Below are 24,118 nucleotides of genomic sequence, written 5' to 3'. Positions count from 1 at the left end.
CCGTCCAGACAAAAGCTTCAGGCATAAAAAAACCGCCTCTTTCGAGGCGGTTTCTTTTTTACCTTAGCGCTGGATTATTCAGCCAGTTTGAAGGTGATGAAGCTGGCACGACCTTGACGCAGAACGCGCATCGACACCGAACGGTTCTTCGGCAGTGCCTTGGCGATCTCGCCGAACTCCTTGGTGGAGCCGATGGCTTGGTTGTTCAGGTGCGTGATCACGTCACCTGGCTGCAGACCAATCAGCGCCGCAGGACCGTCCTGCACTTCCTTGATCACCACACCACCTTTGAGGTCGTAGGTTTTCTTCTGCTCGGCGGTCAGCTCGCCCACCGACACACCGAGGCGGTTGCTGGTGCTTTCAGTGCCGGACTTCGGCAGTGCATCCAGCTCTTTGTCTTCGTCAGGGATCGCGCCAACGGTCAGCTCGACATTCTTGCGCTTGCCTTCACGAATCACTTCCAGATTGGCTTTGGCGCCAGCTTTCAGTGCGCCGACCAGATGCGGCAGATCAGCAGACATGACGATCGGCTGACCGTTCATGCTCAGGATCACGTCGCCGACTTGCAGGCCGCCCTTGGCTGCCGGGCCGTCATCCTGAATCTGGGCAACCAGCGCGCCGGCCGGTTTATCCAGACCGAACGACTCGGCCAGATCCTTGTTCACTTCCTGAATGACCACGCCGAGCCAGCCACGGCTGACCTTGCCGCCGCTCTTCAGTTGGTTGGACACATCCATTGCCACGTCGATCGGGATCGCGAACGACACGCCCATGAAACCACCCGAACGGGTGTAGATCTGCGAGTTGATGCCGACCACTTCACCGTTCAGGTTGAACAGCGGACCACCGGAGTTGCCCGGGTTGATCGGCACGTCGGTCTGAATGAACGGCACGTAGTTTTCGTTCGGCAGGCTGCGGCCAACGGCGCTGACGATGCCTTGAGTCACGGTATGGTCGAAGCCAAACGGCGAACCGATTGCCACGACCCACTGACCGGCTTTCAAGTCCTGGGATTTGCCGAGTTTGAGCACCGGCAGATCCTTGCCTTCGATTTTCAGCAAGGCCACGTCGGAGCGTGGATCGGTGCCGATCAGCTTGGCTTTCATTTCACTGCGGTCGGCGAGGCGGACGAGGATCTCGTCGGCATCGGCGATTACGTGGTTATTGGTCAGGATGTAGCCATCCGGGGAGATAATGAAGCCCGAACCCAGCGACTGCGCTTCACGCTGACGACCACCACCACCCGGCGAACGCTGCTGAGGCGGCATGCCGCGCTCGAAGAACTCGCGCAGCATCGGCGGCAGGCCTTCCAGATCAGGCATCTGCTGGTTCACTTTGCGATCCGGCAGTTTCTGCGTGGTACTGATGTTCACCACGGCTGGCGAAGCTTGTTCGACCAATTGGGTGAAGTCAGGCAGATCGGCCGCTTGCGCCGCAGGCACCGCCTGACCGAGCAACAGCACAGTGGCGAAAATGGAGAGATAGGATTTCAAACTTGGTATCGACATACAGCTCCCGTTACGACGAGCAGGGTTAAGCGATATGGAGCAAGGAACGCCGGAAACCACCGACCGGCATTTTTGTTCCGGCAACAACAAACAAGGCCAGAGCCGTGAGGCTCTGACCTATAAAAAATTTTCGGGGTATTTGCAAATGAAAATGCTCAGCAAACATTTCATCTACGTCTCGATGAAGACGTGGTAATGACTGAAATCAGCTCACTGCTTACTGGTTGCAGTGCCATCGGTATTTCGCATCGACAGAGCAATTCGTTCGGCAGTGCCAATTGGAATTTCACCAACCACAGTGACCATCATCTCGCCTTCAGGCGTTGTCAGGCGACGTGAAACGGCAACGGTTGGACCCAGTTGCGTGCGGGTGTCAGTGACGGTTGCGCCGTTCAAAGGCTCAAGGAAAACCGAAAAACGTGCCAAGCCGTCGTCGTACAGCAAACTGTTGACCTGAGTCTTGGTTTCCGGGTCCTTGTGCGAGGTGCTGCTGGTCAGTTCAAAACCCGGCGGCAGCCAGTCCGAATGCCAGACCTGAGCGGTCTTGACCGCCGAAGCCTTGTCGCTGTCGAGCGTTATCGCTTTACAGTCGGCATCAGCCTGCAAATCTTTGTCCGACGGGACTTCGTCAGTATCGAGACTGGTGAACTGGAAGCGTTCGAGCAACTGCCCCTTGTCGTTCAGCAGCAACGACTTCAACGGCAAACCCGTTTTCTTGTCCAGATGCAATTCAAAACCGTAACGATGCTGATCGCGAGGCGTCAGCGATACAATCACTGCGTCTCGCCCAGCCACGCGCGATTTGCCGATGACGGCAAGGTCATACCAGTTTTTCAGCTTTTGCGGATCGAGAGGACGAGCGGCTGAGTTGGGGGAATCCCCCAGACCGGCAATCAGGGTGCCGCTGACGCATTGAGTGTGTCCATCAATGCGCACGACTTCCTGCGCCGAACCGTCGAGCTGGAGTAAACGCTCGCGAACCTGGCCATTCTGGACGCGATGCCAGATGTTATGGGTAGAAAAGCTACCGTTACGCTCGTATACGAAAGTGCCGTGAAAGCTTTGCTGCTGCTCGGCTTGGCCCAGACGGGTCAGCCAGTCCTGGGCCTCATCAGCGTGGGCTGGAACTATGAACCAGCCACTGAGCAGAAGCGAAAGTAGAGGTATGGCGCGCATGATCCTCCTTAACGGTTTTCCAGACTTGCTGCACGTGCGTATGGCAACGCGCTTTCAGTGCCTTTCAGTGCGGCCTGTTGTGCGTGCTGACGCAGGTAGCCTGGCAGACGCTGATCATGCCAGCCTGGCTGACCTTGCAGTACGCCGTTGGCCATAGGGCCAGTGGCTTCCGAACTTTCACTATAGCCTGCCAGAACAGCCGGACCTTTGACCTGTGGGGTGGCCAGGGTTGGCTGATTGGATTGCTGAGCCAGTTCGACACCAGCGATTTCGTCCTGGTTGTACAGACGAACACCGGCCAGAACGGCAACAGTCACCGAGGCTGCAACAGCCAGACGGCCAAGATTGCGCCATGGGCTGCGAGATACTTTGGCCGGAGCCGTTTCGTCTTCCAGTGCAGCAGACACTGCCGCAGCGATATCCAGACGTGGAAGCAGCAGATCCTTGTGCATGGCTGCCCGAGCGATCTGGTAACGAGCCCAGGTCTCACGGGTATCAACATCATCCAGTGCATTGAGCACTCGACGCAATTCCAGTTCGTCCGCTTCGTTATCCATCACTGCGGACAGCGATTCCTGCAGGGCTTCACGACTCATGGCGTTCCTCTCTTGGCTGTCGCCGCTGTCTCAGTTTTCCTGCAACAACGGCTGCAGGGCTTTATCGATGGCCTCCCGGGCGCGGAAAATCCGGGAGCGCACGGTACCCACCGGACATTGCATGACGCTCGCAATGTCCTCGTAACTCAGACCATCGAATTCACGTAAAGTTAACGCCGTACGCAAATCCTCTGGCAGTTGCTGAATGGTTCGATGGACAGTGCCTTCGATCTCATCCCGCAGCAGTGCACGTTCTGGTGACTCGAGATCCTTGAGGCCATGATCGCCATCGTAGAACTCTGCATCTTCGGAACTTACATCGCTATCCGGCGGCCGGCGGCCGCGTGAAACCAGGTAATTCTTTGCCGTGTTAATGGCAATACGGTACAGCCACGTATAAAACGCACTGTCGCCGCGAAAGTTTCCAAGCGCTCGATATGCCTTGATAAAGGCTTCCTGAGCCACGTCCTGGGCTTCATGGGTGTCGTGCACGAAACGCACGATCAACCCGAGAATCTTGTGCTGATACTTCAGCACCAACAGATCGAAAGCTCGCTTGTCGCCGCGTTGAACGCGCTCGACCAGCTGCTGATCCTCTTCCTGGGTTAGCATGAACACTCCTCGATAAGCCCGAAGGAGACTTGCATAACTAAACGACCAGACTTGCAAACATAGACTCGGGCTTTTCGCAAAAGTTCTCCCCCTCCAGGCAAGTTTCCTGCGGGCTCTGATTTGGCACGCACGAAAAGCGCAGCTCGGGATAAACCGGCTGCGCGAATAATCTTGTCATCGGTTTCGCCGGCAGGAATCCAACCGCAGATTCCGCACTGAAGCCGACACTGTCCCTTATCTCTGGCACCGACTATTGATCTTGGGCCTTTGGCAAAAGTTCCAATTATTTATAGCCGTCACCACCTGACATTGGGCGACCCTGTGCAGAAAAAGGCTGTTTCAGCACCGATACAGTCGTCTTTTCCCCAAACGGGTGAGAAAAACTTCCGACGAAGCACACGGTTTTTTCGGTCACAGTAGTTTCACAATGCCATATCGGCCCGGCTATTGTGCCGCTCCCCCCCTCTATATACTAGTGGGCTGTGTGGCTGTCTTGACTCGCCGATCCGGCAGTCCTGCACCACCCCCGACCCGGGTCGCTTTGAGCGGAATCCTGTAATGAGCCAACAATTCCAACATGATGTTCTGGTCATTGGCAGCGGTGCTGCCGGTTTGAGTCTCGCGCTGACCCTGCCGGGTCATTTGCGCATTGCCGTATTGAGCAAAGGCGATCTCGCCAACGGATCCACCTATTGGGCCCAGGGCGGCGTCGCAGCTGTGCTGGATGACACCGACACTGTCGAATCCCACGTCGACGACACCCTGAACGCCGGCGGCGGTCTGTGCCACGAAGACGCAGTGCGTTTCACCGTCGAGCACAGCCGAGAGGCCATCCAGTGGCTGATCGACCAAGGCGTGCCCTTCACCCGCGACGATCAGTCCGGCACTGAAGACGGCGGATTCGAATTTCACCTGACCCGCGAAGGTGGCCACAGTCACCGCCGCATCATCCATGCGGCCGATGCCACCGGCGCTGCCATCTTCAAAACCCTGCTGGCCCAGGCCAAAGAGCGTTCGAATATCGAACTGCTGGAGCAGCGGGTCGCCGTCGACCTGATCACCGAACGACGCCTGGGCATGGAAGGCGAACGCTGCCTCGGCGCCTACGTACTCAACCGCAAGACTGGCGAAGTCGACACCTACGGTGCACGCTTCGTGATTCTGGCCTCGGGCGGTGCTGCCAAGGTCTATCTCTATACCAGTAACCCCGACGGCGCCTGCGGTGACGGCATCGCCATGGCCTGGCGTTCGGGTTGCCGGGTGGCGAACCTGGAGTTCAACCAGTTCCACCCGACCTGCCTGTATCACCCGCAGGCCAAGAGTTTTCTGATCACCGAAGCCCTGCGCGGCGAAGGCGCCCATTTGAAGCTGCCCAATGGCGAACGCTTCATGTCCCGCTTCGACAAGCGCGCCGAGCTGGCACCGCGTGACATCGTCGCCCGGGCCATCGACCATGAAATGAAGCGTTTGGGCGTTGACTGCGTGTATCTCGACATCAGCCACAAACCCGAAGCGTTCATTAAAAGTCACTTCCCGACTGTTTATGAGCGCTGCCTGGGATTCGGCATCGACATCACCAAACAGCCGATACCGGTCGTCCCGGCCGCGCATTACACCTGTGGCGGCGTGATGGTCGATCAGAACGGTCGCACCGATGTGCCGGGCCTGTATGCCATCGGCGAAACCAGCTTCACCGGCCTGCATGGCGCCAACCGCATGGCCAGTAATTCGCTGCTGGAATGTTTCGTCTATGCCCGTTCGGCGGCGGCGGACATTCTCGCGCAACTGGACGATGTCGCCGCGCCAAGCGCCCTGCCCGTCTGGGACGCCAGCCAGGTCACCGACTCCGACGAGGACGTGATCATCGCGCACAACTGGGATGAACTGCGGCGGTTCATGTGGGACTACGTCGGCATCGTGCGCACCAACAAGCGCCTGCAACGGGCGCAGCACCGTGTGCGCCTGCTGCTGGACGAAATCGACGAGTTCTACAGCAACTATAAGGTCAGTCGCGATCTGATCGAACTGCGCAACCTGGCACAAGTCGCCGAACTGATGATTTGCTCAGCCATGGAGCGCAAGGAAAGTCGCGGCCTGCATTACACCCTCGACTATCCCGACCTGTTGCCTGAGGCACTCGACACTATTCTGGTGCCGCCCACCTACGCCGGCTGAACTTGAGTCTTACTCGCAGGCGTCGGTGCAGATCCGCCGCCTGCGAGTCCCGTGGTACACAGATTGATCTGACCCGCCATTCCCCGCGCAGACGAAAACGCAACACCACGATCAACGGCAGCGCCAGGCTGTCCGGCCTCAACTGCACGGCTTGCCAGCCATCCGCCTGATTCCATAACTGCCAGCCATCGGCGTCCCGGCGCAATCCGCGAAACGCCTGAGGGTGATTTAGCAGAATCTGCCGAGGCAACACCCAATATCCGTGAAGCAGACAGCCAAAAGCCCCGAGCAAACTTGCCCAGAGTGGAATAGAAAGCAGGAACAACGAACCCAGTGCGAACGCCTGGGCCAACAGATACGCCGCCAGCAACTGCCGTGAGGCATGCCAGCGGCATTCGAACGTGTTACTTGGGCTGGACACGGTCCAGGATCATGCGAACCATGCGCTGCAGCTCCGGATCTTCAGACTCGCTGCGCTCCATGAACCAACCGAACATGTCCTGATCCTCACACGTCAACAGACGGACATACAGATCGCGATCCACCTGATTCAGGTCTGCATAGACCTCCTTCACGAACGGCACCAGCAACACGTCAAGCTCAAGCATGCCGCGACGGCTGTGCCAAAAGAGGCGATTCAGTTCAACTTGTTCGACCATGGAGCCCTCCTCAAATTTGGCGGCAAGTATACAGCGCCGAGGCGGGTCGCACAGTCGGCTTTGGTCGGGCACCACCGATCCTTTATCAACTACCCATTTCACCAACGCGCCCTTATGATGTGCCCCAGTCTATTTACCCTGCGAAGACCCATGGCCGATTCTGCTTTTTTCTGCACCCTGTCTCATGAAGGCGTTCTCGCGGTTCGCGGCGCGGATGCCGGAAAATTCCTGCAAGGCCAGTTGACCTGCAATCTCAATTACCTGAGCGACAGCCGCGCCAGCCTCGGTGCTCGTTGCACACAGAAAGGCCGGATGCAGTCGAGCTTCCGCATTCTGCTCGAAGGTGACGGCGTGGTCCTGGCGATGGCCAGCGAGCTGCTGGAGCCGCAACTGGCGGACCTGAAAAAGTACGCGGTGTTCTCCAAATCGAAACTGACCGACGAAAGCGCCGCCTGGGTACGCTTCGGCCTGGAGCACGGCGACAGTGCCTTGATCGGTCTTGGTCTGGACCTGCCGGCGGAAACCGACAGCGTTGTGCGTCACGATGACCTGATCGCGATCCGCGTCTCGCCCGACCGCGCCGAACTCTGGGCACCGGCCGATCAGGCTGACGCGATCAAAGCCAAATTGTCCGAAGCCCTGCCTGAAGCCGAGCTGAATCAATGGCTGCTGGGCCAGATCCGCGCCGGTATCGGTCAGGTCATGCCAAGCACTCGCGAGCTGTTCATCCCGCAGATGCTCAACCTGCAGGCCGTCGGCGGCGTGAGTTTCAAAAAAGGCTGCTACACCGGCCAGGAAATCGTCGCGCGCATGCAGTACCTGGGCAAACTCAAGCGTCGTCTGTACCGCTTGAGCCTGGACGCTGCTGATTTGCCGGAACCTGGCACACAACTGTTTGCGCCGAGCCACAACAGCGCCATCGGCGAAGTGGTGCTGGCCGCCAAGGCCGGGCAAAACATTGAACTCCTGGCGGTGCTGCAGGCCGAAGCTGCCGAAGCCGGTGATTTGCATCTGGGCACCCTCGAAGGTCCCGCGCTGCATCTGCTCGACCTGCCTTACGAACTGGATCGCGACCGCGAAATCCAGCGCTGATCGCAGCATTTGTTGCAACACCCTAGAGAGTTTAAATGAGCGAACTGGCGGAAAAAGTCCAACAGGATTTGGTTGCGGCCATCGATAACGATGACCTGGTTCTGCCCACGTTGCCGGAAGTGGCCCTGCAGATTCGCAAGGCCGCTGAAGACCCGGAAATCAGCGTCAGCGACCTGAGCAAAGTGATCGGCCGTGACACGGCACTGTCGGCGCGCCTGATCAAAGTGGTCAACAGCCCGCTGCTGCGCGCCGCGCAGGAAGTCACCGACCTGCACACAGCCATCACCCGGTTGGGCATCAATTACAGCAGCAACCTGGCCATCGGCCTGGTGATGGAGCAGATCTTTCACGCCCGCTCGGAAGTGGTCGAACAGAAGATGCGCGAAGTCTGGCGCAAGAGCCTGGAAATTGCCGGGGTCAGTTACGCGTTGTGCCGCCGCTACACGCAACTCAAGCCCGATCAGGCAGCCCTTGGCGGGCTGGTGCATCAGATCGGGGTACTGCCGATTCTGACTTACGCCGAAGATCATTATGAGCTGCTGTCGGATCCGGTCAGCCTCAACCATGTGATCGACCATATTCACCCGTTGCTCGGCGACAAGTTGCTGCGCGTGTGGGAGTTTCCGGAACGATTGGTGGAGTTGCCGGGGCGCTATCAGGACTTCAAGCGCGACTCGACTGCTATTGACTATGTCGATCTGGTGCAGGTGGCGAGCCTGTATTGCCACAAGGGCACTGACCACCCGTTTGCGCGGATTGATCCACTGAGCGTGCCGGCGTTCAGAAAGCTTGGGATTGATCCGGAAAACAAAGCGCTGTGTGAAGATCTGGAAGAGTCGCGGACGATGTTTTATTGATCCGGAACCGAGGCGCGACCTTCGCGAGCAAGCTCGCTCCCACATTGGAATGCATTCCAGAGTGGGAGCGAGCTTGCTCGCGAAGGGGCCAGCAAACCACCACAATCAGCCGGCGATAAAACTGACCCGCACCTTCAACCCCGCCTGCTCGCCATCATGCAAGGTGATCTGCGCCAGATGCGCCCGGCAGATCTCGCCAACAATCGCCAGGCCCAAGCCTGAACCCGCCACCTGCTGATTGCGCCGATAGAAGCGCTCGAACACCCGATCGCGCTCTTCCAGCGGAATCCCCGGGCCGTCATCTTCAACCTCCAGCACCGCCGGCGCCGTCACCCGCAAAATCACGTTGCCGCCCGATGGCGTGTGCGCCAAAGCGTTGTCCACCAGATTGCTCAGCAACTCATTCAACAACGTCGGTTCACCGCGCAGCCACACCGGTTCGTCCGCCTCGAGCGCCAGGGCCACCCCGCGCTTGTGCGCCAGTGGCGCCATGGCCATGCCCAGTTCTCGGGCCAACTGACTCAGATCGAGCAACTGCGCGCCGCCCTCGGCAATCGCCCGGGCGCCGTTTTCGACCCGCGCCAGCGACAGCAACTGATTGGCCAGATGCGTCAGGCGATCAGTGCTTTGTGCGGAGGACTCCAGCGTCGAACGCCAGACCTCGGCATCATTGGAACGCAGGCCCAGCTCAAGCCGCGCCTTCAGCGCTGCCAAAGGCGTACGCAACTCATGGGCGGCATCGGCAATGAACTGCGCCTGTCGCTCAAACTGGCCACGCAAGCGCTCGGTGAAGTGGTTAAGCCCGCGCACCAGCGGCCACAGTTCATGTTGCACTTCAACCAATGGCAACGGGCGCAAGTCGTCGGGCTGACGCTCTTCCACCGCCGTGCGCAAGCGCTCCAATGGGCGCAGTGCCGCACTGACCGCGAACCAGACCAGCAACAACGCGCCAATCGCCAGCATGCCCAAACGCAGCAAGGTATCGGCGGCCAGACTGCGCGCCATGCTCACCCGCGCTTCGTCGGTTTCGGCCACGCGGATTTCCGCCATGCCATTCATGTTCGGCTCCGTCACCGCCTTGAGCAGACTGACCACGCGTACGTTCTGACCGTTGTAGGTGGCGTTGTAGAAGCGCGCCAACGCGGGATAACTGTCCGTTCGCGGCGTCCCCGGTGGCGGGCCGGGGAGGTTTTCGTAGCCGGAAATCAGCTTCTGATGGATATCGTTGACCTGATAGTAAATCCGCCCGGCGCTGTCGTAAGCGAAGGTATCGAGTGCGACGTAGGGCACATCGGCGCTCAGTGTGCCGTCACGCTGCGACAGGCCCGCAGCGATGGTCCGCGCCGAGGCCAGCAACGTGCGGTCATACGCGGTGTCGGCGGCTTCGCGACCATTCCAGTACGCGCTCAAACCGCTGGCGAGCATCAGCACCACCAGCAGCAATGCGAGGTTCCACAGCAAACGCCAGCGCAGGCTGCTGGGCTTATGCATCGCGGCTTTCCAGCAGATAACCCAGACCACGGAACGTCACGATCGCCACCGGTTGGCCGTCGAGTTTCTTGCGCAAGCGGTGCACGTAGATTTCGATAGCATCGGGGCTGGCCTCTTCGTCGAGGCCGAACACCTGGGACGCCAGTTGCTCCTTGCTCATCACCCGCCCCGGCCGGGCGATCAGCGCTTCGAGCACCGCTTGTTCGCGGGACGTCAGCGTCAGCAACTCTTCGCCGAGGGTGAAGCGCCGGGTGTCGAGGTCGTAGGCCAGCACACCGCAGCGCTGCTGGCGTTCACCACCGAGGACACTGCGGCGCAGCAAAGCTTTGACGCGTGCTTCCAGTTCAGTCAGCTCGAACGGTTTGGCGAGGTAATCGTCGGCGCCCAGATTGAGGCCATGGACGCGATCCTTCACATCGCTGCGCGCCGTCAGCATCAACACTGGCAGATTCTTGCCGCGTGCGCGCAAACGCGCGAGCACCTCGAAACCGTCCATGCGCGGCAGGCCGACATCGAGGATCGCTACGGCGTATTCCTCGCTGCCCAGCGCCAGATCGGCAGCCACGCCATCGTGCAACACATCCACGGTCAGACCGGTGCTTTTGAGCGCCTGTGCAACGCTTTCGGCCAGTTGCAGATGGTCTTCGACGAGCAGAACACGCATGGATTTTTACCTCGTTCAGGAATGGCCAACGCCACGCTTTGCCGCGGAGTTTACAGCCGCAACCGCCGCTGTGAAGCCCGAAAACCTTGAAAGTCAGCTGAAAGGTTAGTGAAAGGTTAGCCGGTTAGAGTCGGCCCACGGACAGTCCGAACTGCCGTCGCTGATGCCACACAGCGTAAAGAAAAACGCCTTGAAGCGTTTTCGACCAATAAGAACAATAAACGGAGTACACCCGCATGCCGTCCATGCAGCCTCAGGCCTCCACGCCTGTTCGCCCTTCCCGTTTCAGCCACACCGCCCTCGCCAGTGCCGCCGCCCTTGCCGGTTTTTCGCCGTTGAGTTTTGCCGACTTCATTGACGACAGCAGCGCCACGTTCGAAACCCGCAACATGTATTTCAATCGCGACTTTCGCGATGGCACCAGTGCTCAACAGTCCAAGCGTGACGAATGGGCTCAGGGATTCATGCTCAATCTGCAATCGGGTTACACCGACGGCACCGTCGGGTTCGGTGTCGATGCGCTGGGCATGCTCGGGGTAAAACTTGATTCAAGCCCGGACCGCACCGGTACCGGCCTGCTGCCGACCCATGATGACGGACGCGCGGCGGATGAATACTCCAAAGTCGGCCTGACCGGCAAAGTGAAAATTTCCGCCACCGAGCTGAAAATCGGCAGCCTGATTCCTGAACTGCCGATCCTCAAACCGAACGACGGGCGCATCCTGCCGCAGACCTTTGAAGGCGGCTTGCTGACCTCCAAAGAGATCAAGAACCTGACCTTCACCGGCGGCCGCCTGGAGAAAGCCAAGGATCGCGACAGCACCGATTTCGAGGACATCGCCCTCAACAACAAGAACAGCCGTTTTGCCGGCACCGCTGCCGGCAAGCACTTCGATTTTGGCGGCGTCGACTACAAGTTCACCGACAAGATCACCGGCAGTTACCACTTCGCCCAACTCGACGAAGTCTACAACCAGCACTTCTTCGGCCTCGTTGCCTCGCGACCTATGGGTCCCGGCACGTTTGCCACTGACCTGCGTTTCGCCGTCAGTGATGATCAGGGCGCAGCCCGTGGCGGCGAGATCGACAACCGCTCGCTCAACGGTCTGGTCAGCTATGCGCTGAGCGGCCACAAGTTCAGCGCCGGTTATCAGCACATGTCTGGCGACAGCGCCTTCCCTTATGTCGATGGCAGCGACCCGTACCTGGTCAACTTCGTGCAGATCAACGACTTCGCCGGAGCTGAAGAACGCTCCTGGCAGGCTCGCTACGACTTCGACTTCGCCAAACTCGGCATTCCAGGCCTGAGCTTCATGAGCCGCTACTTGAGCGGTGACAACATCAAGCTCAAGAACGGTGAAAAAGGCAAAGAGTGGGAACGCAACACCGAGATCAAATATGTAGTACAAAGCGGCGCCTTGAAGGATGTCGCCGTGCGTTTGCGTAATGCCACTTACCGCTCCAACTACTCGGCTCGCGATGCAGACGAAGTGCGTTTGCTGGTGAGCTATAGCGTTGCACTTTGGTAAATGCCCGTAAGTGAAAAACACGTCGAATAACAACAATGCCCGTGGAGAATCGAATGAACCTGTCACTGCGTAAAGTTGCACTGGCCGCCAGTTGCATCCTGTTTGCCGGCCAACTGATGGCCGAACCGAAACGTCCGGAATGTATCGCCCCGGCCTCCCCCGGCGGTGGTTTCGACCTGACCTGCAAACTGGCGCAGAGCGCCTTGGTCAACCAGAAACTGCTGACCAAACCGATGCGCGTGACCTACATGCCCGGCGGTGTCGGCGCGGTGGCGTACAACGCCGTGGTCGCGCAACGTCCGGCGGATGCCGGCACGCTGGTGGCGTGGTCGAGCGGTTCGCTGTTGAACCTGGCTCAGGGCAAGTTCGGTCGCTTCGATGAGACCAACGTGCGCTGGCTGGCAGCGGTTGGCACCAGCTACGGCGCCATCGCGGTGAAGAGCGATTCGCCCTACAAGACCCTCGACGATCTCGTTCAGGCACTGAAGAAAGATCCAAGCTCCGTGGTGATCGGCTCCGGCGGCACCGTCGGCAGCCAGGACTGGATGCAAACTGCACTGATCGCCAAGGCTGCCGGGATCAACCCGCGTGACCTGCGTTATGTTGCGCTTGAAGGTGGCGGCGAAATCGCTACCGCCCTGCTCGGTGGTCACATTCAGGTCGGCAGTACCGACATCTCCGACTCCATGCCGCACATCCAGAGCGGTGACATGCGCCTGCTCGCGGTGTTCGCCGACAAACGTCTCGACGAGCCGGAGATGAAAGACATCCCGACCGCTCGCGAGCAAGGCTATGACATTGTCTGGCCAGTGGTACGCGGCTTCTACCTCGGGCCAAAAGTCAGCGATGAAGACTACGCCTGGTGGAAAGACGCGTTCGACAAACTGCTGGCCTCCGAGGATTTCGCCAAGCTGCGCGATCAGCGTGAACTGTTCCCGTTCGCCATGACCGGCCCGGAACTGGACACCTACGTGAAGAAGCAGGTGGCGGACTACAAAGTGCTGGCCAAAGAGTTCGGCCTGATCCAGTGATCGCCTCTGTCTAGCGGCTGCGTTCCCGATGACGGGGACGCGGCACAGGAGCTCCCATGCTTATTCAACGCATTTTCGCCTCAGTGCTGTTGCTGGTCTGTGCCGGCCTGGCACTGATGGCGTGGCCGTACCAAGCGGCTTTTTCCTACGAACCGGTGGGCCCGCGCGCCTTCCCTCTGCTGATGCTCGGCCTGATGGGCGCGGCGCTGCTGTACATGGTGTTCCGCCCGGCACCGATCAAACACAGCGATGACGAGCCGCCACTGGATCGCGAAACCCTGATCAAGATCGCCGCTTGCGTCGTCCTGCTGCTGGTATTCGCCGGCACGTTCGAACCACTGGGTTTCATCATCGCCAGCATCATCACCGGCGTTCCGATGGCTCGCCTGTACGGCGGCCGCTGGCTACCGAGTGTGGTGATCATCAGCCTGATGGCGATCGGTCTTTACCTGCTGTTCGACCGTGTGATGGACGTTCCGCTGCCTCTCGGCCTGCTCAGCGTTCTGGAGAACTGATATGGATACTCTTGGCTATTTGGGTCAGGGTTTCGGCGTCGCGCTGAGCCCGTACAACCTGGTGACCGCGCTGTGCGGCACACTGATCGGCACCGTCGTCGGCCTGTTGCCGGGCCTGGGCCCGATCAACGGCGTAGCATTGCTGATCCCGATCGCATTTGCCCTCGGCCTGCCACCGGAGTCGGCGTTGATCCTGCTGGCAGCGGTGTATCTGGGCTGCGAATACGGCGGCCGGATCAGTTCGATCCTGCTGAACATTCCAGGCGAAGCCTCCACCGTGATGACCACCCTCGACGGTTACCCGATGGCCCGCAAAGGCCTGGCCGGTGTGGCGCTGTCGCTGTCGGCGTGGAGTTCGTTCATAGGCGCGTTCATTGCCACCTGCGGCATGGTCCTCTTCGCACCGTTGCTGGCGAAATGGGCGATTGCTTTTGGCCCCGCGGAATATTTTGTGCTGATGGTGTTTGCGATCGTCTGTCTCGGCGGCATGGCCGGTGACCGTCCGCTGAAAACATTCATTGCCGCGTTGATCGGTCTGTTCCTGTCAACGGTCGGCATCGATGCCAACAGCGGTGTGTACCGCTTCACCGGCGACAACATTCACCTGACCGACGGCATTCAGTTCGTCGTGTTGGTGCTGGGTCTGTTCTCGATCAGCGAAATTCTCCTGCTGCTGGAAAAAACCCACCATGGCCAGGAAGCGGTGAAAGCCACCGGCCGGATGATGTTCAACTTCAAGGAAGCGGCCTCGGTATTCGTGGTCAACGTCCGTTGCGGCGTGCTGGGTTTCATCATGGGCGTGTTGCCGGGTGCCGGCGCGACCCTCGCCAGTGCCGTGGCCTATATGACCGAAAAACGTCTGGCCGGCGCCAGCGGCAAGTTCGGTGAAGGTGACCCCCGTGGCCTCGCCGCGCCGGAAACCGCGATCGGCGGCGCAGCCTGCGGTGCGCTGGTGCCGATGCTGACCCTCGGCGTTCCCGGCTCGGGCACCACGGCGGTGATGATCGGCGCCCTGTCGCTGTACAACATCACCCCGGGTCCGCTGCTGTTCCAGCAGCAACCGGACATCGTCTGGGGCCTGATCGCCTCGTTGTTCATCGCCAACATCATGCTGGTGATCCTCAACATCCCCATGATCCGCATCTTCACCCGCATCCTTGCCGTGCCGAACTGGGCACTGGTGCCAGTGATCGCGATCATCACCGGGATCGGCGTCTACGCGGTGCACGCCACTACGTTCGACCTGTTCCTGATGATCGGTATCGGCATCTTCGGTTACATCCTGCGCAAGCTGGACTTCCCGCTGTCGCCGCTGCTGTTGGGCTTCATCCTCGGCGAGTTGATGGAGCAGAACCTGCGTCGCGCCCTGTCGATTTCCAACGGTGCGCTGGAAATCCTCTGGTCGAGCCCGATCACTCTCGGTGTCTGGGTGCTGACGGCGATCATGCTGCTGATGCCGATCATCCGCATCTGGCGCAAACGTTCGGTCGCGCGCCGCGCCATTGCCGATGTTTGATCGTGCTTCACTGAAATCCTGGTGGGGAACCCCGCTGGTCGGTCTGCTTGGCGGTTACCTCGCCAGCCAGATCGGCTGGCCACTGCCGTGGATGGTCGGCTCGTTGCTGGCGATCATCCTCGTGCGCTGCCTGACCCCGTGGCAACTGACGGAAATCCCTGGCGGCCGCAAGTGCGGTCAGTGGATCGTCGGCATCGGGATTGGCCTGCACTTCACCCCGGTGGTGATGGAGCAGGTGCTCAGTCATTTCGGATTGATCTTCTTCGGTGCGCTGGTCACCAGTTTGTCGGCGGTGGTCGGCGTCTGGCTGATGCGCCGCACCGGCGAGGATCGCGCCACAGCATTTTTTTCCAGCATGCCCGGCGGTTCCGGGGAGATGGTCAACCTCGGCGCCCGTAACGGCGCGATGCTCAGCCACGTCGCGGCGGGGCAAAGTTTGCGGGTGCTGGTGGTGGTGCTGTGTGTGCCGGCGGCGTTCAAATATTTGCTCGGCGACGGCACACCGATTTCCCACGCTGGCAGCGTCGATTGGCGCTGGCTGGCGATTCTGTTTCCGGCGGGCGGTTTGCTTGCGTGGCTCTGGCAGCGTCTGCGCCAACCCAATCCGTGGCTGTTCGGGCCGTTGCTGGTGAGTGCGGCGGTGAGCATTGGCTGGGATTTACACATTGGTTTGCCCAATGGCGGCAGTCAGATTGGTCAGTGGTTGATTGGCAGCGGTCTGGGTTGTCACTTCAATCGGCAGTTTTTCCGCCGTGCACCTTCATTCATGGGGCGGACGTTGATCGGCACAGCGTTGACCATGTTGATTGCGACACTGGCGGCGTTGGGGTTGAGTGCTTTGACCCATCTGGATCTGCGTTCGCTGACGCTGGGCATGATGCCCGGCGGGATTGCCGAGATGAGTCTGACGGCAGAGACGCTGCAATTGTCGGTGCCGTTGGTGACGGCGATGCAGGTGATGCGGTTGCTGTTTGTGCTGTTTCTGGCGGAGCCGTTGTTCAAGTACTGGAATCGTAATCCCGAGTAAGTCTGCAAGACCGAGTTGCCTTCTTCGCGAGCAAGCTCGCTCCCACATTGGTCATGTGAACGCCGCAAAACCAATGTGGGAGCGAGCTTGCTCGCGAAGGGGCCCGCTCAGCCAACCGATCAAATCGGCGGCAAACGCCACTCGATCGGCGTCTCGCCATTCTGCTCGAGAAACTTGTTGGTCCGGCTGAAGTGTCCACAACCCAAGAACCCGCGATATGCCGACAATGGTGACGGATGCACCGACGTCAGCACCAGATGCTTGGTCGCATCGATCAGCTTCTGCTTGCTCTGCGCATGGGCGCCCCAAAGCATGAACACCAGATGCGGCTGGCGCTCGCTGACCAGTTCAATGATCCGGTCGGTGAAAAACTGCCAGCCCTTGTCTTTATGCGCATTGGCGTTGGCGCGCTCGACGGTCATGGTGGTGTTGATCATCAACACACCCTGATCGGCCCAGCTCTGCAGGTAGCCGTGATTGGGAATATCGATGTTCAGGTCGCGCTTCAACTCTTTATAGATGTTGACCAGCGACGGCGGCGCCGGCACGCCCGGTTGCACCGAGAAGCATAAGCCGTGGGCCTGGCCCGGGCCGTGATACGGGTCCTGGCCGAGGATCACCACCTTCACTTTATCCAGCGGCGTCGAGTTCAGCGCGTTGAAAATCATCGGTCCCGGCGGATAGATTTCCTTGCCGGCCGCCCGCTCCTGCTGCAGAAACTGGCGCAACTCTGCCATGTAAGGCTGGTCGAACTCAGCACGCAGTGCCTCCTTCCAGCTCGGTTCGAGTTTGATACGGTCGTCAGCAGTCATGGTCATACCCGGCAAAAACAATGGGGCGAACCCTAGGAAAGCCGACCACGCTTGTCAATTGATCTGATGCAGATCCGGCACTTTCCCACACAACGATCATACTGATCGTTCAAATTCCCGATCGAGGTCACGATGAATCTGCACGTCGAAGAACTCACCGGCACCGACGGCGCCCGCATCGGTATCGCCAGCCTGGATGCTGAAAAATCGCTGAATGCGCTGTCCCTGCCAATGATCAACGCCCTCAGCGACAAGCTAAACGCCTGGGCCAAGGATCCACAAATCGTCTGCGTCCTGCTGCGCGGTAACGGCGCCAAGGCCTTCTGCGCCGGCGGCGATGTGCGCAGCCTGGTCGAGGCCTGTCGCGCCCATCCCGGCGAAGTCCCGCCGCTGGCTGCGCAGTTTTTCAGCGCGGAATATCGCCTGGATTACAGCCTGCACACCTATCCGAAACCGTTGATCTGTTGGGGCCATGGCTATGTGCTCGGCGGCGGCATGGGCCTGTTGCAAGGCGCGAGTACGCGGATCGTCACACCGAGCAGCCGTTTGGCCATGCCGGAAATCACCATTGGTCTGTATCCGGACGTCGGCGCCAGTTGGTTTCTCGCGCGGCTGCCGGGCAAACTCGGTTTGTTTCTGGGCCTGACCGGTGCGCACATGAACAGTCGTGATGCGATCGATCTGGATCTGGCTGATCGCTTCCTGCTTGACGAACAACAACCGCAACTGATCGAAGGCCTGCTGCAACTGAATTGGCAGGAACAGACCGACATGCAGCTCAACAGTCTGCTCAAGGCCCTGCAGCAGGAAGCCGTGGCGCAGATGCCCGAGGCACAGTGGTTGCCACGTCGTCAGCAGATCGACGAACTGCTCGACGTCAGCGACGTGACCTGCGCCTGGAAAGCCATCAGCCTGCAACGCGACAGCATCGATCCGTTGATTGCCCGGGCAGCGAAAACCATGAGCGAAGGCTCACCACTGACCGCGCATCTGGTCTGGGAACAGATCATCCGCGCCCGCCATATGTCGCTGGCCGAAGTCTTTCAGATGGAATACACCCTGAGTCTCAATTGCTGCCGGCATCCGGAATTCAGCGAAGGGGTTCGCGCGCGGTTGATCGACAAGGATCAGAAGCCGCACTGGCATTGGCCGGACGTCAATCACGTGCCGGATGCAGTGGTCGAGGCGCACTTTCACAAGGTTTGGGAGGGCCGACATCCGTTGGCGGATCTGACGCAGTATTGAACTGACGCGATGCTCGCGATGACGACTGGATCCCCATCGCGAGCTGCCTCAATCGGTCGCCATAAGACTCAGACATTCAGCTCGTAAAACTGAATGATCTCCGTCATCGCCCGCTGCGCTTCTTCGTCGCCCTTTATCAAAATGTCTTCGACATCCCTCAATGGCGGAAGAGGATGCAGACGTTCAGCAATCTGCATCGCGCTGTAGTCTTGAGTCGCTGTTCCTTCGCTGACTCTTATGAAGCCGATAGCGCTTTCGCCTGCGGCAAAATGATTGGAAACCCGGATTTTCGGTGCCATGCCGTAATCCACCACGATCACCAGATCATCGCGCTCACGGTGAAACTTCAAGTTGTCGATCGTCAGCCTGCGTTCGGAAAAGTCGATCCCGTCAAGGCCGTCTCCGCGATTGATGATCACGTCCCTGCCGAGGCCATCGTATCGGTAGATATCATTTCCGGCGCCGCCGGTTAGCGTGTCATTGCCCGGTCCACCCAACAGCAGATCATCACCGGGGCTGCCCGTGAGCACGTCATCCCCTTCCATGCCTCGGATTTCCCCCGCGCCGCTTATCGTGTCGTTGCCTCGACCACCGACTAACGGCAGCGCCCGTCCGTCTCGCAGAGACGTAAAACGCGTTGAATTGTTAACGGTTACACCCGTATGAAAAGTCTCGGGCGCAGGGCCTAGCTGACTTGACTCCAAGAGTTGTTTCAAACTCACGACCGACCCATCGGCGAAATTCAAGAGCTCAATCCCGGCCCCCTCGAGTTCACCATTGAGGGGCAAGACGATGCGAACTTTCTGTATCCCACCCCAATTGATATCGAGTGTCGGATGGAGCATTTTCGCTCTTGGCGGATTGCGGTGTGCCCCGCGACCTGGGTTGGGTTCCAGTTCGACATGTGTGGTTTCTATCAGCGCAGCACCCCAGCTCAATTGCAGTGCATCGCACTGCGCATCTGCTGGAAGGACGACAGTGTCCTGATCGATCAATCCGTACTCGTCTTTCCACCCCGCTGCGCCAACTTCTGCTCGGTGGAAAACAGGGTTCGGTACATCCGCAATCGTGGTAGTTGCTCCGGCGTGCGCTTGCACGATGTAGGTATCGGCACCGTCTTCACCGTAAAGCCAATCATCCCCTGCCCCGCTGACCAGATAGTCGGCGCCCTCGGAGCCCAGCAAGGTATCGTCACCTGCACCTGCGGATAAAAACGCGCCCGGTGTTCTGTCGCCGACAGTGCCGTAGTCAAGTGGGGAGCCTGCATAGGCGACAATCAGATCGTCTCCCGCGCCGCCGTGGAAAACGTTTTCCACTTCGACGTTGACTCGCCCGCCGGCATCGTCGCCTGGGACGATTTTGCGTTTGATCGTTTCAGTTGTGACATCCCAGCGAAACGCCTTGGGCACCGTTTCCCCCGAACCGAAGCTTGCTGCCGGATAGATGTACCAGCCCTCAAGCGCGCCGGATTCCTTACGGTCTTCAACCAATACATCTCCCGTATTGAATGAAAAGCCGGTGGCCGAGCCGGATCGATAATAGCGAGGCGCTTGACGTGAAGAGGCTATCGTCCCATCGGCTTTCACCTGTTTATGTTCGACACGAGTTGTGGTTTTCGACTGCCTTTCACTGACCACGGCATGCCCTGCATCAACCTTCATCCATGACGGCGTTTCAGACAGTGTTCCCGCTTCTACGCTGTCATCGCTCAGCTCGGTGTGAGTGATGTAACCGGTGTCGCTAGTCGTGATATGACTGCGAACCCAGACGCCTTGATCACTCAAGGTGAAACCTGTGGCGTGTTTGCGGGCGGAGCGTCTGGATTTGATTTGCGCGAGGAATTTTTCAGTCCAGTCAACGGAGTGATCAGATGCCACAGGGCGTTGCGCCGCGATGGTTACATCGTCTGGCAGAACCGGGTCATCAACTTTGCTTTGCTGGATTCCTGTGGCGGTTACAACTTCCGGTACAGGTGACTCGGGCACCTTTATCGGCGGCAATGTTTTGCGCAGGACATCCTCATAACCAAGTACAACGCCATCGCTGAAACTGAATGTGGAATCCTTCCACTGCTCGTGACTCTTGATGAGTATCGCGTCGCCCGCGCCATTGAACAGCCGCAATACCCGGCCTACGGAAACATCAATGATGTCGGCTTTCAAACTTTCCGCAGAGAACCCGGCACCGAACTTGATGACATTGCTGCCACCTGAATCGGTAATAACGTCAAGACCATCACCCACCCCGAAATAGTAAACATCAGCGCCGTCATGGCCCTCCATCACGTCGTTACCGGCTCCGCCATCAAAAACGTTATTGCCGGAATCGCCACGAAGGTGGTCTACACCCTCCCCGCCCAACAACGTGTCGTTGCCACCACCGCCCAGCAAGGTATCGTTGCCTGAACCACCGTCCAGATAATCTGCGCCATGTTCGGCTTCGGCTGTCTGCGCGTAGTCGCCGGATAAAATGTCATCATCAGCGCCGCCATAAAGCGTGTCGGCGCCCAAGCCGCCCAAAAGGGTATCGTTTCCTTCATCGCCTTGAAGGTAATCATTGTTGATTCCACCTGGCTGCAGGTTGGACACATCGCCATCCAGCGCGTCAGCTCCTGCCCCACCGATCAGGGTATCGGAACCACCCATTCCATGAAGTGTGTCATCGCCCGCTCCACCATCAAGTAAATCATTGCCGTGGTACCGAATTGGATGCTCAGCATAATCCCCGGCCAGCGCGTCGTTACCCTCACCTCCGAACAGCAGATCATCCGCCCCGCCCCCCAAAAGTGTGTCGTCTCCCGCACCACCGTCCAGCAGGTCATTTCCAAAAAAATGGGCGGCGTCACCGGCAACGCCGCTCAGTACATCGTCATCCCCGTGGAGAGTGTCATTACCTGAGCCACCATAAATCGCATCGGCTCCACCGTTACCAGCGAGCCAATCATCGCCAATGCCACCGTCCAATACATCGTTGCCATGGTGTTTGCTTTGCAGTCCACCTCCCCAGTCGAGGTTATCTCCCATCATTGTGTCGTTACCGCTTCCTCCGGCCAGCGTGTCATTCCCGCCATCCCCTCCAAGAAGATCATCTTCAGTTCCGCCATCAAGCAGATCCTCGCCCCATCCGCCATTGAGAACATCGCGACCGCCCTGGCCGTAGAGAACATCGTTATCGCCCTCCGTCGAACTATTAAAGGAGGCCTTTGAAAAGACAGTTCGGTGACTGGTGACACCACCGTCTATAAGAACGTCGACGCGTTTGAATCCCCATTTCTGCTCCAGCGCGCCCGTCGTTTCATCCCCTGATAAAACGTCATCTCCCGCACCTCCAATCAGCGTATCCCGATCGTTACCACCCAGAAGCACGTCCTGGGATGCCGTACCGATGAGCAAATCGTGACCTGCCCCGCCATCAAGCCAATCGCCTCGAGCGGCTTTCCCTTTAGAGTCGCCAGCGGCCATGGCTTTTTCGAGCGTCGTCTGTTTATCCCCAAACAACTGATCGTTTCCGTCCTTGCCGAACAATCGGTCTGATCCACCAAGTCCGAGAATGACGTCGTCTTTTGCAGAGCCGTAGAGCACATCGGCCTTGTTTCTCTGTTTTACGTTGGGCAATAGCAAGGCGTTGCCCAGCTCATCGTATGAGAACTGATCACCGGGAACATTGGGGTCGATATCTTTCGCTTTCCAGTCGCCCTGGAGAACCAGATCGGGAGCAGAGACCGTATGGTTTTGGTGTTCAGGAAGTCGGATGCCAAGCATCCCGGGGCGGAAGTTCTTGATAACGACGAGGTCGTTCAGGCCATATTTGATGTTGAGGGTGGGTTCAGTGAGTTCTTCGATGAGGGTCAGGGTGATGGCCTGATCCTCGGTCGACCAGATATTGCTCAAAGGGGCTCGGCGTTTGAGTGAAGGAATCGGCGAACCGTTGATCCATAGCTGCCCATTGGCGTTGGCGTCGAAGATCTCATCGATGCCATCACCGCTGGAAAACTCATAGCGGTCGCTGCCTTCGCCACCGCTCAAAGAGTCGTTACCCTTTCCTCCGACCAGAACATCATCACCGGCCATTCCGTGCAACGCATCATTGCCGTCGCCTCCGCCAAGCAAGTCGTTGCCGCGTCCACCCTCGATGACATCGTGACCTGCCAGTCCGTTGATCGTGTCATTGCCCGCGCCGCCATACAGATGATCAGTGTTCGCATCGCCCGCGAAAGACCGCGCACCGTCATCGCCGAACATGACCAGCGGATTCAACACACCGGTGGTCATCGGCGCCTGTTTGGCTGAGGCGAGATCGGAGTAGGAAAACTTCTGCAGCGAGTGTTCTCCAAACGAGCCCTGGGTTCGGGCAATCAACCGGGCCAACATCTGCGCACGATCGACAAGCCATTGCGCGGTGATGAAACCTTCGCCGGTCAGCGGATCGTAGAGTTCCAGTCCGCGTGCGGGGTAACCGTCATCGCGTTCGATGACGATTTCACTGAGTTGCTTCAGGGAATTGCGCAACGCCAGGCCGATGGGTGTCGACTCGCCAGCCAGTTTTGCCCATGAATTGGCGTTTCCGTATTCACCTATTGATCGGGTGACGATGCTTTGGGACTGCTCCGGTGAAAATGCCGAGAAGAATGCGTAAGCGTTGGTGGCGAAGGTCTCATCGGTGGTAGCTGGCGCTGCTGAATCGCCGTCGTAGGTGCGCTTGAACATGTCGAGGAATTCGTTCTGGCCATAGCGCAGTATCAGGTCGACCACGACGGAAACCGGCGTGCCTTTAACGACATGCTGAATCAGCGGATTGAGGCTGCCACTGGCGAGCGCGATATTGATTTGCTCTGGCACGACGGAAAGCAGACTTTGCAATGGATTGACGCCGAAATTGCTGATCGCCGCTCGCAGGCCGACACTGTAGGAATCGATGGCGAACAGAATATTTTTATAGTCATCGAGCCTGTTGGCTTTTGTTTGAGTCGGCGGGCCGCCATCTTCCCCTTGCGCATCACCCGCAGAGATCAATCTCCAGGTTTCATAGGGCGGCGCTCCACCCAACAGGCTGAATCCGACTGTCCCTGACCAGCCGGCGTTATGGCTCACGGCGGTATCCTTCTCTCCGCAAGCCTCACTAAACAGTGCCTTGCCGATCGCACTGGCATCAATCTCTGCAATCTGGCTGATGGATGGAACCGTCCAGGGTGCCAGCCGACCCGCGAGGGATCCGTCGATCAAGGTATTGATGAAATTGGCGGCGACCTGATTCGATGACAGCTGCATCAGGTTTTCACTGAAGATTTTATTCAATCTCAGTTCACCTTGCCGCGAGGTGTAGCCGCGAATCAGGGCGGAGTAGGCACCGTTTCCACCGTTGGCATCAATGGCCACGGCAAGCCAGAGCCTGGCGCTTTTCAGAATTTTTCCCGCTTCATTATCGACAACGATAACCTCAGAAACTCTTCCGCCAATAATATCGAATAGTTTTTGATACAGGGGAGCGCAGCTAGCCCCTGCTATTCCCAGTGCCTCGTACTCAATTTTTTTTGAGAGAAGCCTCATACCTTTGCAAATATTGGCTGCGTTAAAGATCGCTGTTTTTTCAATATCGCTAAAAACATAAGTCATC

The 24,118-nt window shown here is 58.7% G+C and carries 20 protein-coding genes; 10 read left to right on the top strand and 10 right to left on the bottom strand.

Going from position 1 to position 24,118, the window contains the following annotated elements:
• Positions 1–74: 74 nt before the first annotated feature.
• A complete protein-coding gene (locus CLU80_RS20740) occupies positions 75–1,508 on the bottom strand; it encodes a DegQ family serine endoprotease (RefSeq protein WP_034153148.1) in 1,434 nt (477 codons plus the stop codon).
• A 34-nt stretch (positions 1,509–1,542) separates the two neighbouring features.
• Here CLU80_RS20740 and CLU80_RS30300 point away from each other — a divergent pair, with 34 nt between their 5' ends.
• Positions 1,543–1,704: a hypothetical protein gene (locus tag CLU80_RS30300; protein WP_175559653.1), complete on the top strand. Its 162-nt coding sequence runs from the start codon at positions 1,543–1,545 to the stop codon at positions 1,702–1,704.
• Positions 1,705–1,718: 14 nt separating this feature from the next.
• Here CLU80_RS30300 and CLU80_RS20735 read toward each other — a convergent pair whose 3' ends face one another.
• Genes CLU80_RS20735 through rpoE form a run of 3 tightly spaced genes read right to left on the bottom strand, consistent with a single transcriptional unit; the run spans position 1,719 to position 3,892 of the window.
• Entirely contained in the window at positions 1,719–2,684 is a 966-nt protein-coding gene (locus CLU80_RS20735; protein WP_093438329.1) for a MucB/RseB C-terminal domain-containing protein, read from the bottom strand.
• A gap of 8 nt (positions 2,685–2,692) precedes the next feature.
• Positions 2,693–3,280 carry a sigma-E factor negative regulatory protein gene (locus CLU80_RS20730; protein WP_034153146.1) on the bottom strand — a complete coding sequence of 196 codons (588 nt, stop codon included), beginning with the start codon at positions 3,278–3,280 and terminating at the stop codon, positions 2,693–2,695.
• Between the two features lie 30 nt (positions 3,281–3,310).
• Positions 3,311–3,892 carry an RNA polymerase sigma factor RpoE/AlgU gene (rpoE, locus tag CLU80_RS20725; RefSeq protein WP_003172477.1) on the bottom strand — a complete coding sequence of 194 codons (582 nt, stop codon included), beginning with the start codon at positions 3,890–3,892 and terminating at the stop codon, positions 3,311–3,313.
• 558 nt (positions 3,893–4,450) lie between these two features.
• Here rpoE and nadB point away from each other — a divergent pair.
• Positions 4,451–6,067 (top strand): L-aspartate oxidase, encoded by a 1,617-nt coding sequence (nadB, locus tag CLU80_RS20720; protein ID WP_099758256.1) that lies wholly within the window; start codon positions 4,451–4,453, stop codon positions 6,065–6,067.
• On the opposite strand, the gene CLU80_RS20715 is transcribed toward nadB, so the two are convergent.
• Complete coding sequence (locus CLU80_RS20715; RefSeq protein ID WP_093438367.1) at positions 6,036–6,488, bottom strand: protein YgfX; 453 nt, start codon at positions 6,486–6,488, stop codon at positions 6,036–6,038. The genes nadB and CLU80_RS20715 overlap by 32 nt on opposite strands.
• Entirely contained in the window at positions 6,472–6,726 is a 255-nt protein-coding gene (locus tag CLU80_RS20710; protein WP_093438371.1) for an FAD assembly factor SdhE, read from the bottom strand. The genes CLU80_RS20715 and CLU80_RS20710 overlap by 17 nt, the downstream gene beginning before the upstream one ends.
• A gap of 150 nt (positions 6,727–6,876) precedes the next feature.
• Between CLU80_RS20710 and ygfZ the strand changes: the two genes are divergently transcribed.
• Positions 6,877–7,818, top strand: coding sequence for a CAF17-like 4Fe-4S cluster assembly/insertion protein YgfZ (gene ygfZ, locus CLU80_RS20705; protein ID WP_093438376.1), 942 nt, complete (start codon positions 6,877–6,879; stop codon positions 7,816–7,818).
• Positions 7,819–7,853: 35 nt separating this feature from the next.
• Positions 7,854–8,675 (top strand): HDOD domain-containing protein, encoded by an 822-nt coding sequence (locus CLU80_RS20700; protein ID WP_093438380.1) that lies wholly within the window; start codon positions 7,854–7,856, stop codon positions 8,673–8,675.
• A 105-nt stretch (positions 8,676–8,780) separates the two neighbouring features.
• On the opposite strand, the gene tctE is transcribed toward CLU80_RS20700, so the two are convergent.
• Both tctE and tctD read right to left on the bottom strand, forming a co-directional pair.
• A complete protein-coding gene (gene tctE / locus CLU80_RS20695) occupies positions 8,781–10,166 on the bottom strand; it encodes a two-component system sensor histidine kinase TctE (RefSeq protein ID WP_093438385.1) in 1,386 nt (461 codons plus the stop codon).
• A complete protein-coding gene (gene tctD / locus CLU80_RS20690; RefSeq protein WP_007911422.1) occupies positions 10,159–10,830 on the bottom strand; it encodes a two-component system response regulator TctD in 672 nt (223 codons plus the stop codon). Before tctD ends, tctE begins: the two co-directional genes overlap by 8 nt.
• Before the next feature lie 236 nt (positions 10,831–11,066).
• Here tctD and CLU80_RS20685 point away from each other — a divergent pair, with 236 nt between their 5' ends.
• From CLU80_RS20685 to CLU80_RS20665, 5 genes are read left to right on the top strand one after another with little or no spacing between them, the layout of a single operon-like run.
• The gene (locus CLU80_RS20685) at positions 11,067–12,359 is read left to right on the top strand and encodes an OprD family porin (protein WP_099758255.1); all 1,293 of its coding nucleotides are present in this window, start codon (positions 11,067–11,069) and stop codon (positions 12,357–12,359) included.
• A 53-nt stretch (positions 12,360–12,412) separates the two neighbouring features.
• Entirely contained in the window at positions 12,413–13,390 is a 978-nt protein-coding gene (locus CLU80_RS20680; RefSeq protein ID WP_016984707.1) for a Bug family tripartite tricarboxylate transporter substrate binding protein, read from the top strand.
• A 56-nt stretch (positions 13,391–13,446) separates the two neighbouring features.
• On the top strand, positions 13,447–13,905 hold the full coding sequence (locus CLU80_RS20675; RefSeq protein WP_016984708.1) for a tripartite tricarboxylate transporter TctB family protein: 459 nt from the start codon (positions 13,447–13,449) through the stop codon (positions 13,903–13,905).
• 1 nt (position 13,906) lies between these two features.
• Positions 13,907–15,421, top strand: coding sequence for a tripartite tricarboxylate transporter permease (locus CLU80_RS20670; protein WP_016984709.1), 1,515 nt, complete (start codon positions 13,907–13,909; stop codon positions 15,419–15,421).
• Positions 15,414–16,448: an AbrB family transcriptional regulator gene (locus CLU80_RS20665; protein WP_099758254.1), complete on the top strand. Its 1,035-nt coding sequence runs from the start codon at positions 15,414–15,416 to the stop codon at positions 16,446–16,448. Before CLU80_RS20670 ends, CLU80_RS20665 begins: the two co-directional genes overlap by 8 nt.
• Before the next feature lie 119 nt (positions 16,449–16,567).
• On the opposite strand, the gene ung is transcribed toward CLU80_RS20665, so the two are convergent.
• Entirely contained in the window at positions 16,568–17,260 is a 693-nt protein-coding gene (gene ung / locus CLU80_RS20660) for a uracil-DNA glycosylase (protein ID WP_007911441.1), read from the bottom strand.
• A 132-nt stretch (positions 17,261–17,392) separates the two neighbouring features.
• Here ung and dspII point away from each other — a divergent pair, with 132 nt between their 5' ends.
• On the top strand, positions 17,393–18,505 hold the full coding sequence (dspII, locus tag CLU80_RS20655; protein ID WP_099758253.1) for an enoyl-CoA hydratase/isomerase DspII: 1,113 nt from the start codon (positions 17,393–17,395) through the stop codon (positions 18,503–18,505).
• A gap of 68 nt (positions 18,506–18,573) precedes the next feature.
• Here the strand turns inward: dspII and CLU80_RS20650 are convergent, their stop codons facing one another.
• Positions 18,574–24,117 carry a calcium-binding protein gene (locus CLU80_RS20650; protein ID WP_099758252.1) on the bottom strand — a complete coding sequence of 1,848 codons (5,544 nt, stop codon included), beginning with the start codon at positions 24,115–24,117 and terminating at the stop codon, positions 18,574–18,576.
• Position 24,118 lies beyond the last annotated feature (1 nt).

Origin of the sequence: Pseudomonas sp. 29, assembly GCF_002754355.1 — a bacterium.
GTDB classification, from domain to species: domain Bacteria; phylum Pseudomonadota; class Gammaproteobacteria; order Pseudomonadales; family Pseudomonadaceae; genus Aquipseudomonas; species Aquipseudomonas neuropathica.
The sequence above is the reverse complement of the archived record's forward strand: the minus strand, read 5'-3'. Positions and strand labels throughout refer to the sequence as shown.

Excerpts from the sequence above, each read along its gene's own strand:
- CLU80_RS20675 (WP_016984708.1), top strand. The coding sequence starts at position 13,447 with ATGCTTATTCAACGCATTTTCGCCTCAGTGCTGTTGCTGGTCTGTGCC.
- ygfZ (WP_093438376.1), top strand. The coding sequence starts at position 6,877 with ATGGCCGATTCTGCTTTTTTCTGCACCCTGTCTCATGAAGGCGTTCTC.
- CLU80_RS20730 (WP_034153146.1), bottom strand. The coding sequence starts at position 3,280 with ATGAGTCGTGAAGCCCTGCAGGAATCGCTGTCCGCAGTGATGGATAAC.
- CLU80_RS20685 (WP_099758255.1), top strand. The coding sequence starts at position 11,067 with ATGCCGTCCATGCAGCCTCAGGCCTCCACGCCTGTTCGCCCTTCCCGT.
- CLU80_RS20670 (WP_016984709.1), top strand. The coding sequence starts at position 13,907 with ATGGATACTCTTGGCTATTTGGGTCAGGGTTTCGGCGTCGCGCTGAGC.
- ung (WP_007911441.1), bottom strand. The coding sequence starts at position 17,260 with ATGACTGCTGACGACCGTATCAAACTCGAACCGAGCTGGAAGGAGGCA.
- CLU80_RS20665 (WP_099758254.1), top strand. The coding sequence starts at position 15,414 with ATGTTTGATCGTGCTTCACTGAAATCCTGGTGGGGAACCCCGCTGGTC.
- CLU80_RS20680 (WP_016984707.1), top strand. The coding sequence starts at position 12,413 with ATGAACCTGTCACTGCGTAAAGTTGCACTGGCCGCCAGTTGCATCCTG.
- CLU80_RS20740 (WP_034153148.1), bottom strand. The coding sequence starts at position 1,508 with ATGTCGATACCAAGTTTGAAATCCTATCTCTCCATTTTCGCCACTGTG.
- nadB (WP_099758256.1), top strand. The coding sequence starts at position 4,451 with ATGAGCCAACAATTCCAACATGATGTTCTGGTCATTGGCAGCGGTGCT.
- CLU80_RS20650 (WP_099758252.1), bottom strand. The coding sequence starts at position 24,117 with ATGACTTATGTTTTTAGCGATATTGAAAAAACAGCGATCTTTAACGCA.
- CLU80_RS30300 (WP_175559653.1), top strand. The coding sequence starts at position 1,543 with ATGGAGCAAGGAACGCCGGAAACCACCGACCGGCATTTTTGTTCCGGC.
- dspII (WP_099758253.1), top strand. The coding sequence starts at position 17,393 with ATGAATCTGCACGTCGAAGAACTCACCGGCACCGACGGCGCCCGCATC.
- CLU80_RS20710 (WP_093438371.1), bottom strand. The coding sequence starts at position 6,726 with ATGGTCGAACAAGTTGAACTGAATCGCCTCTTTTGGCACAGCCGTCGC.
- CLU80_RS20700 (WP_093438380.1), top strand. The coding sequence starts at position 7,854 with ATGAGCGAACTGGCGGAAAAAGTCCAACAGGATTTGGTTGCGGCCATC.
- CLU80_RS20735 (WP_093438329.1), bottom strand. The coding sequence starts at position 2,684 with ATGCGCGCCATACCTCTACTTTCGCTTCTGCTCAGTGGCTGGTTCATA.
- tctD (WP_007911422.1), bottom strand. The coding sequence starts at position 10,830 with ATGCGTGTTCTGCTCGTCGAAGACCATCTGCAACTGGCCGAAAGCGTT.
- rpoE (WP_003172477.1), bottom strand. The coding sequence starts at position 3,892 with ATGCTAACCCAGGAAGAGGATCAGCAGCTGGTCGAGCGCGTTCAACGC.
- tctE (WP_093438385.1), bottom strand. The coding sequence starts at position 10,166 with ATGCATAAGCCCAGCAGCCTGCGCTGGCGTTTGCTGTGGAACCTCGCA.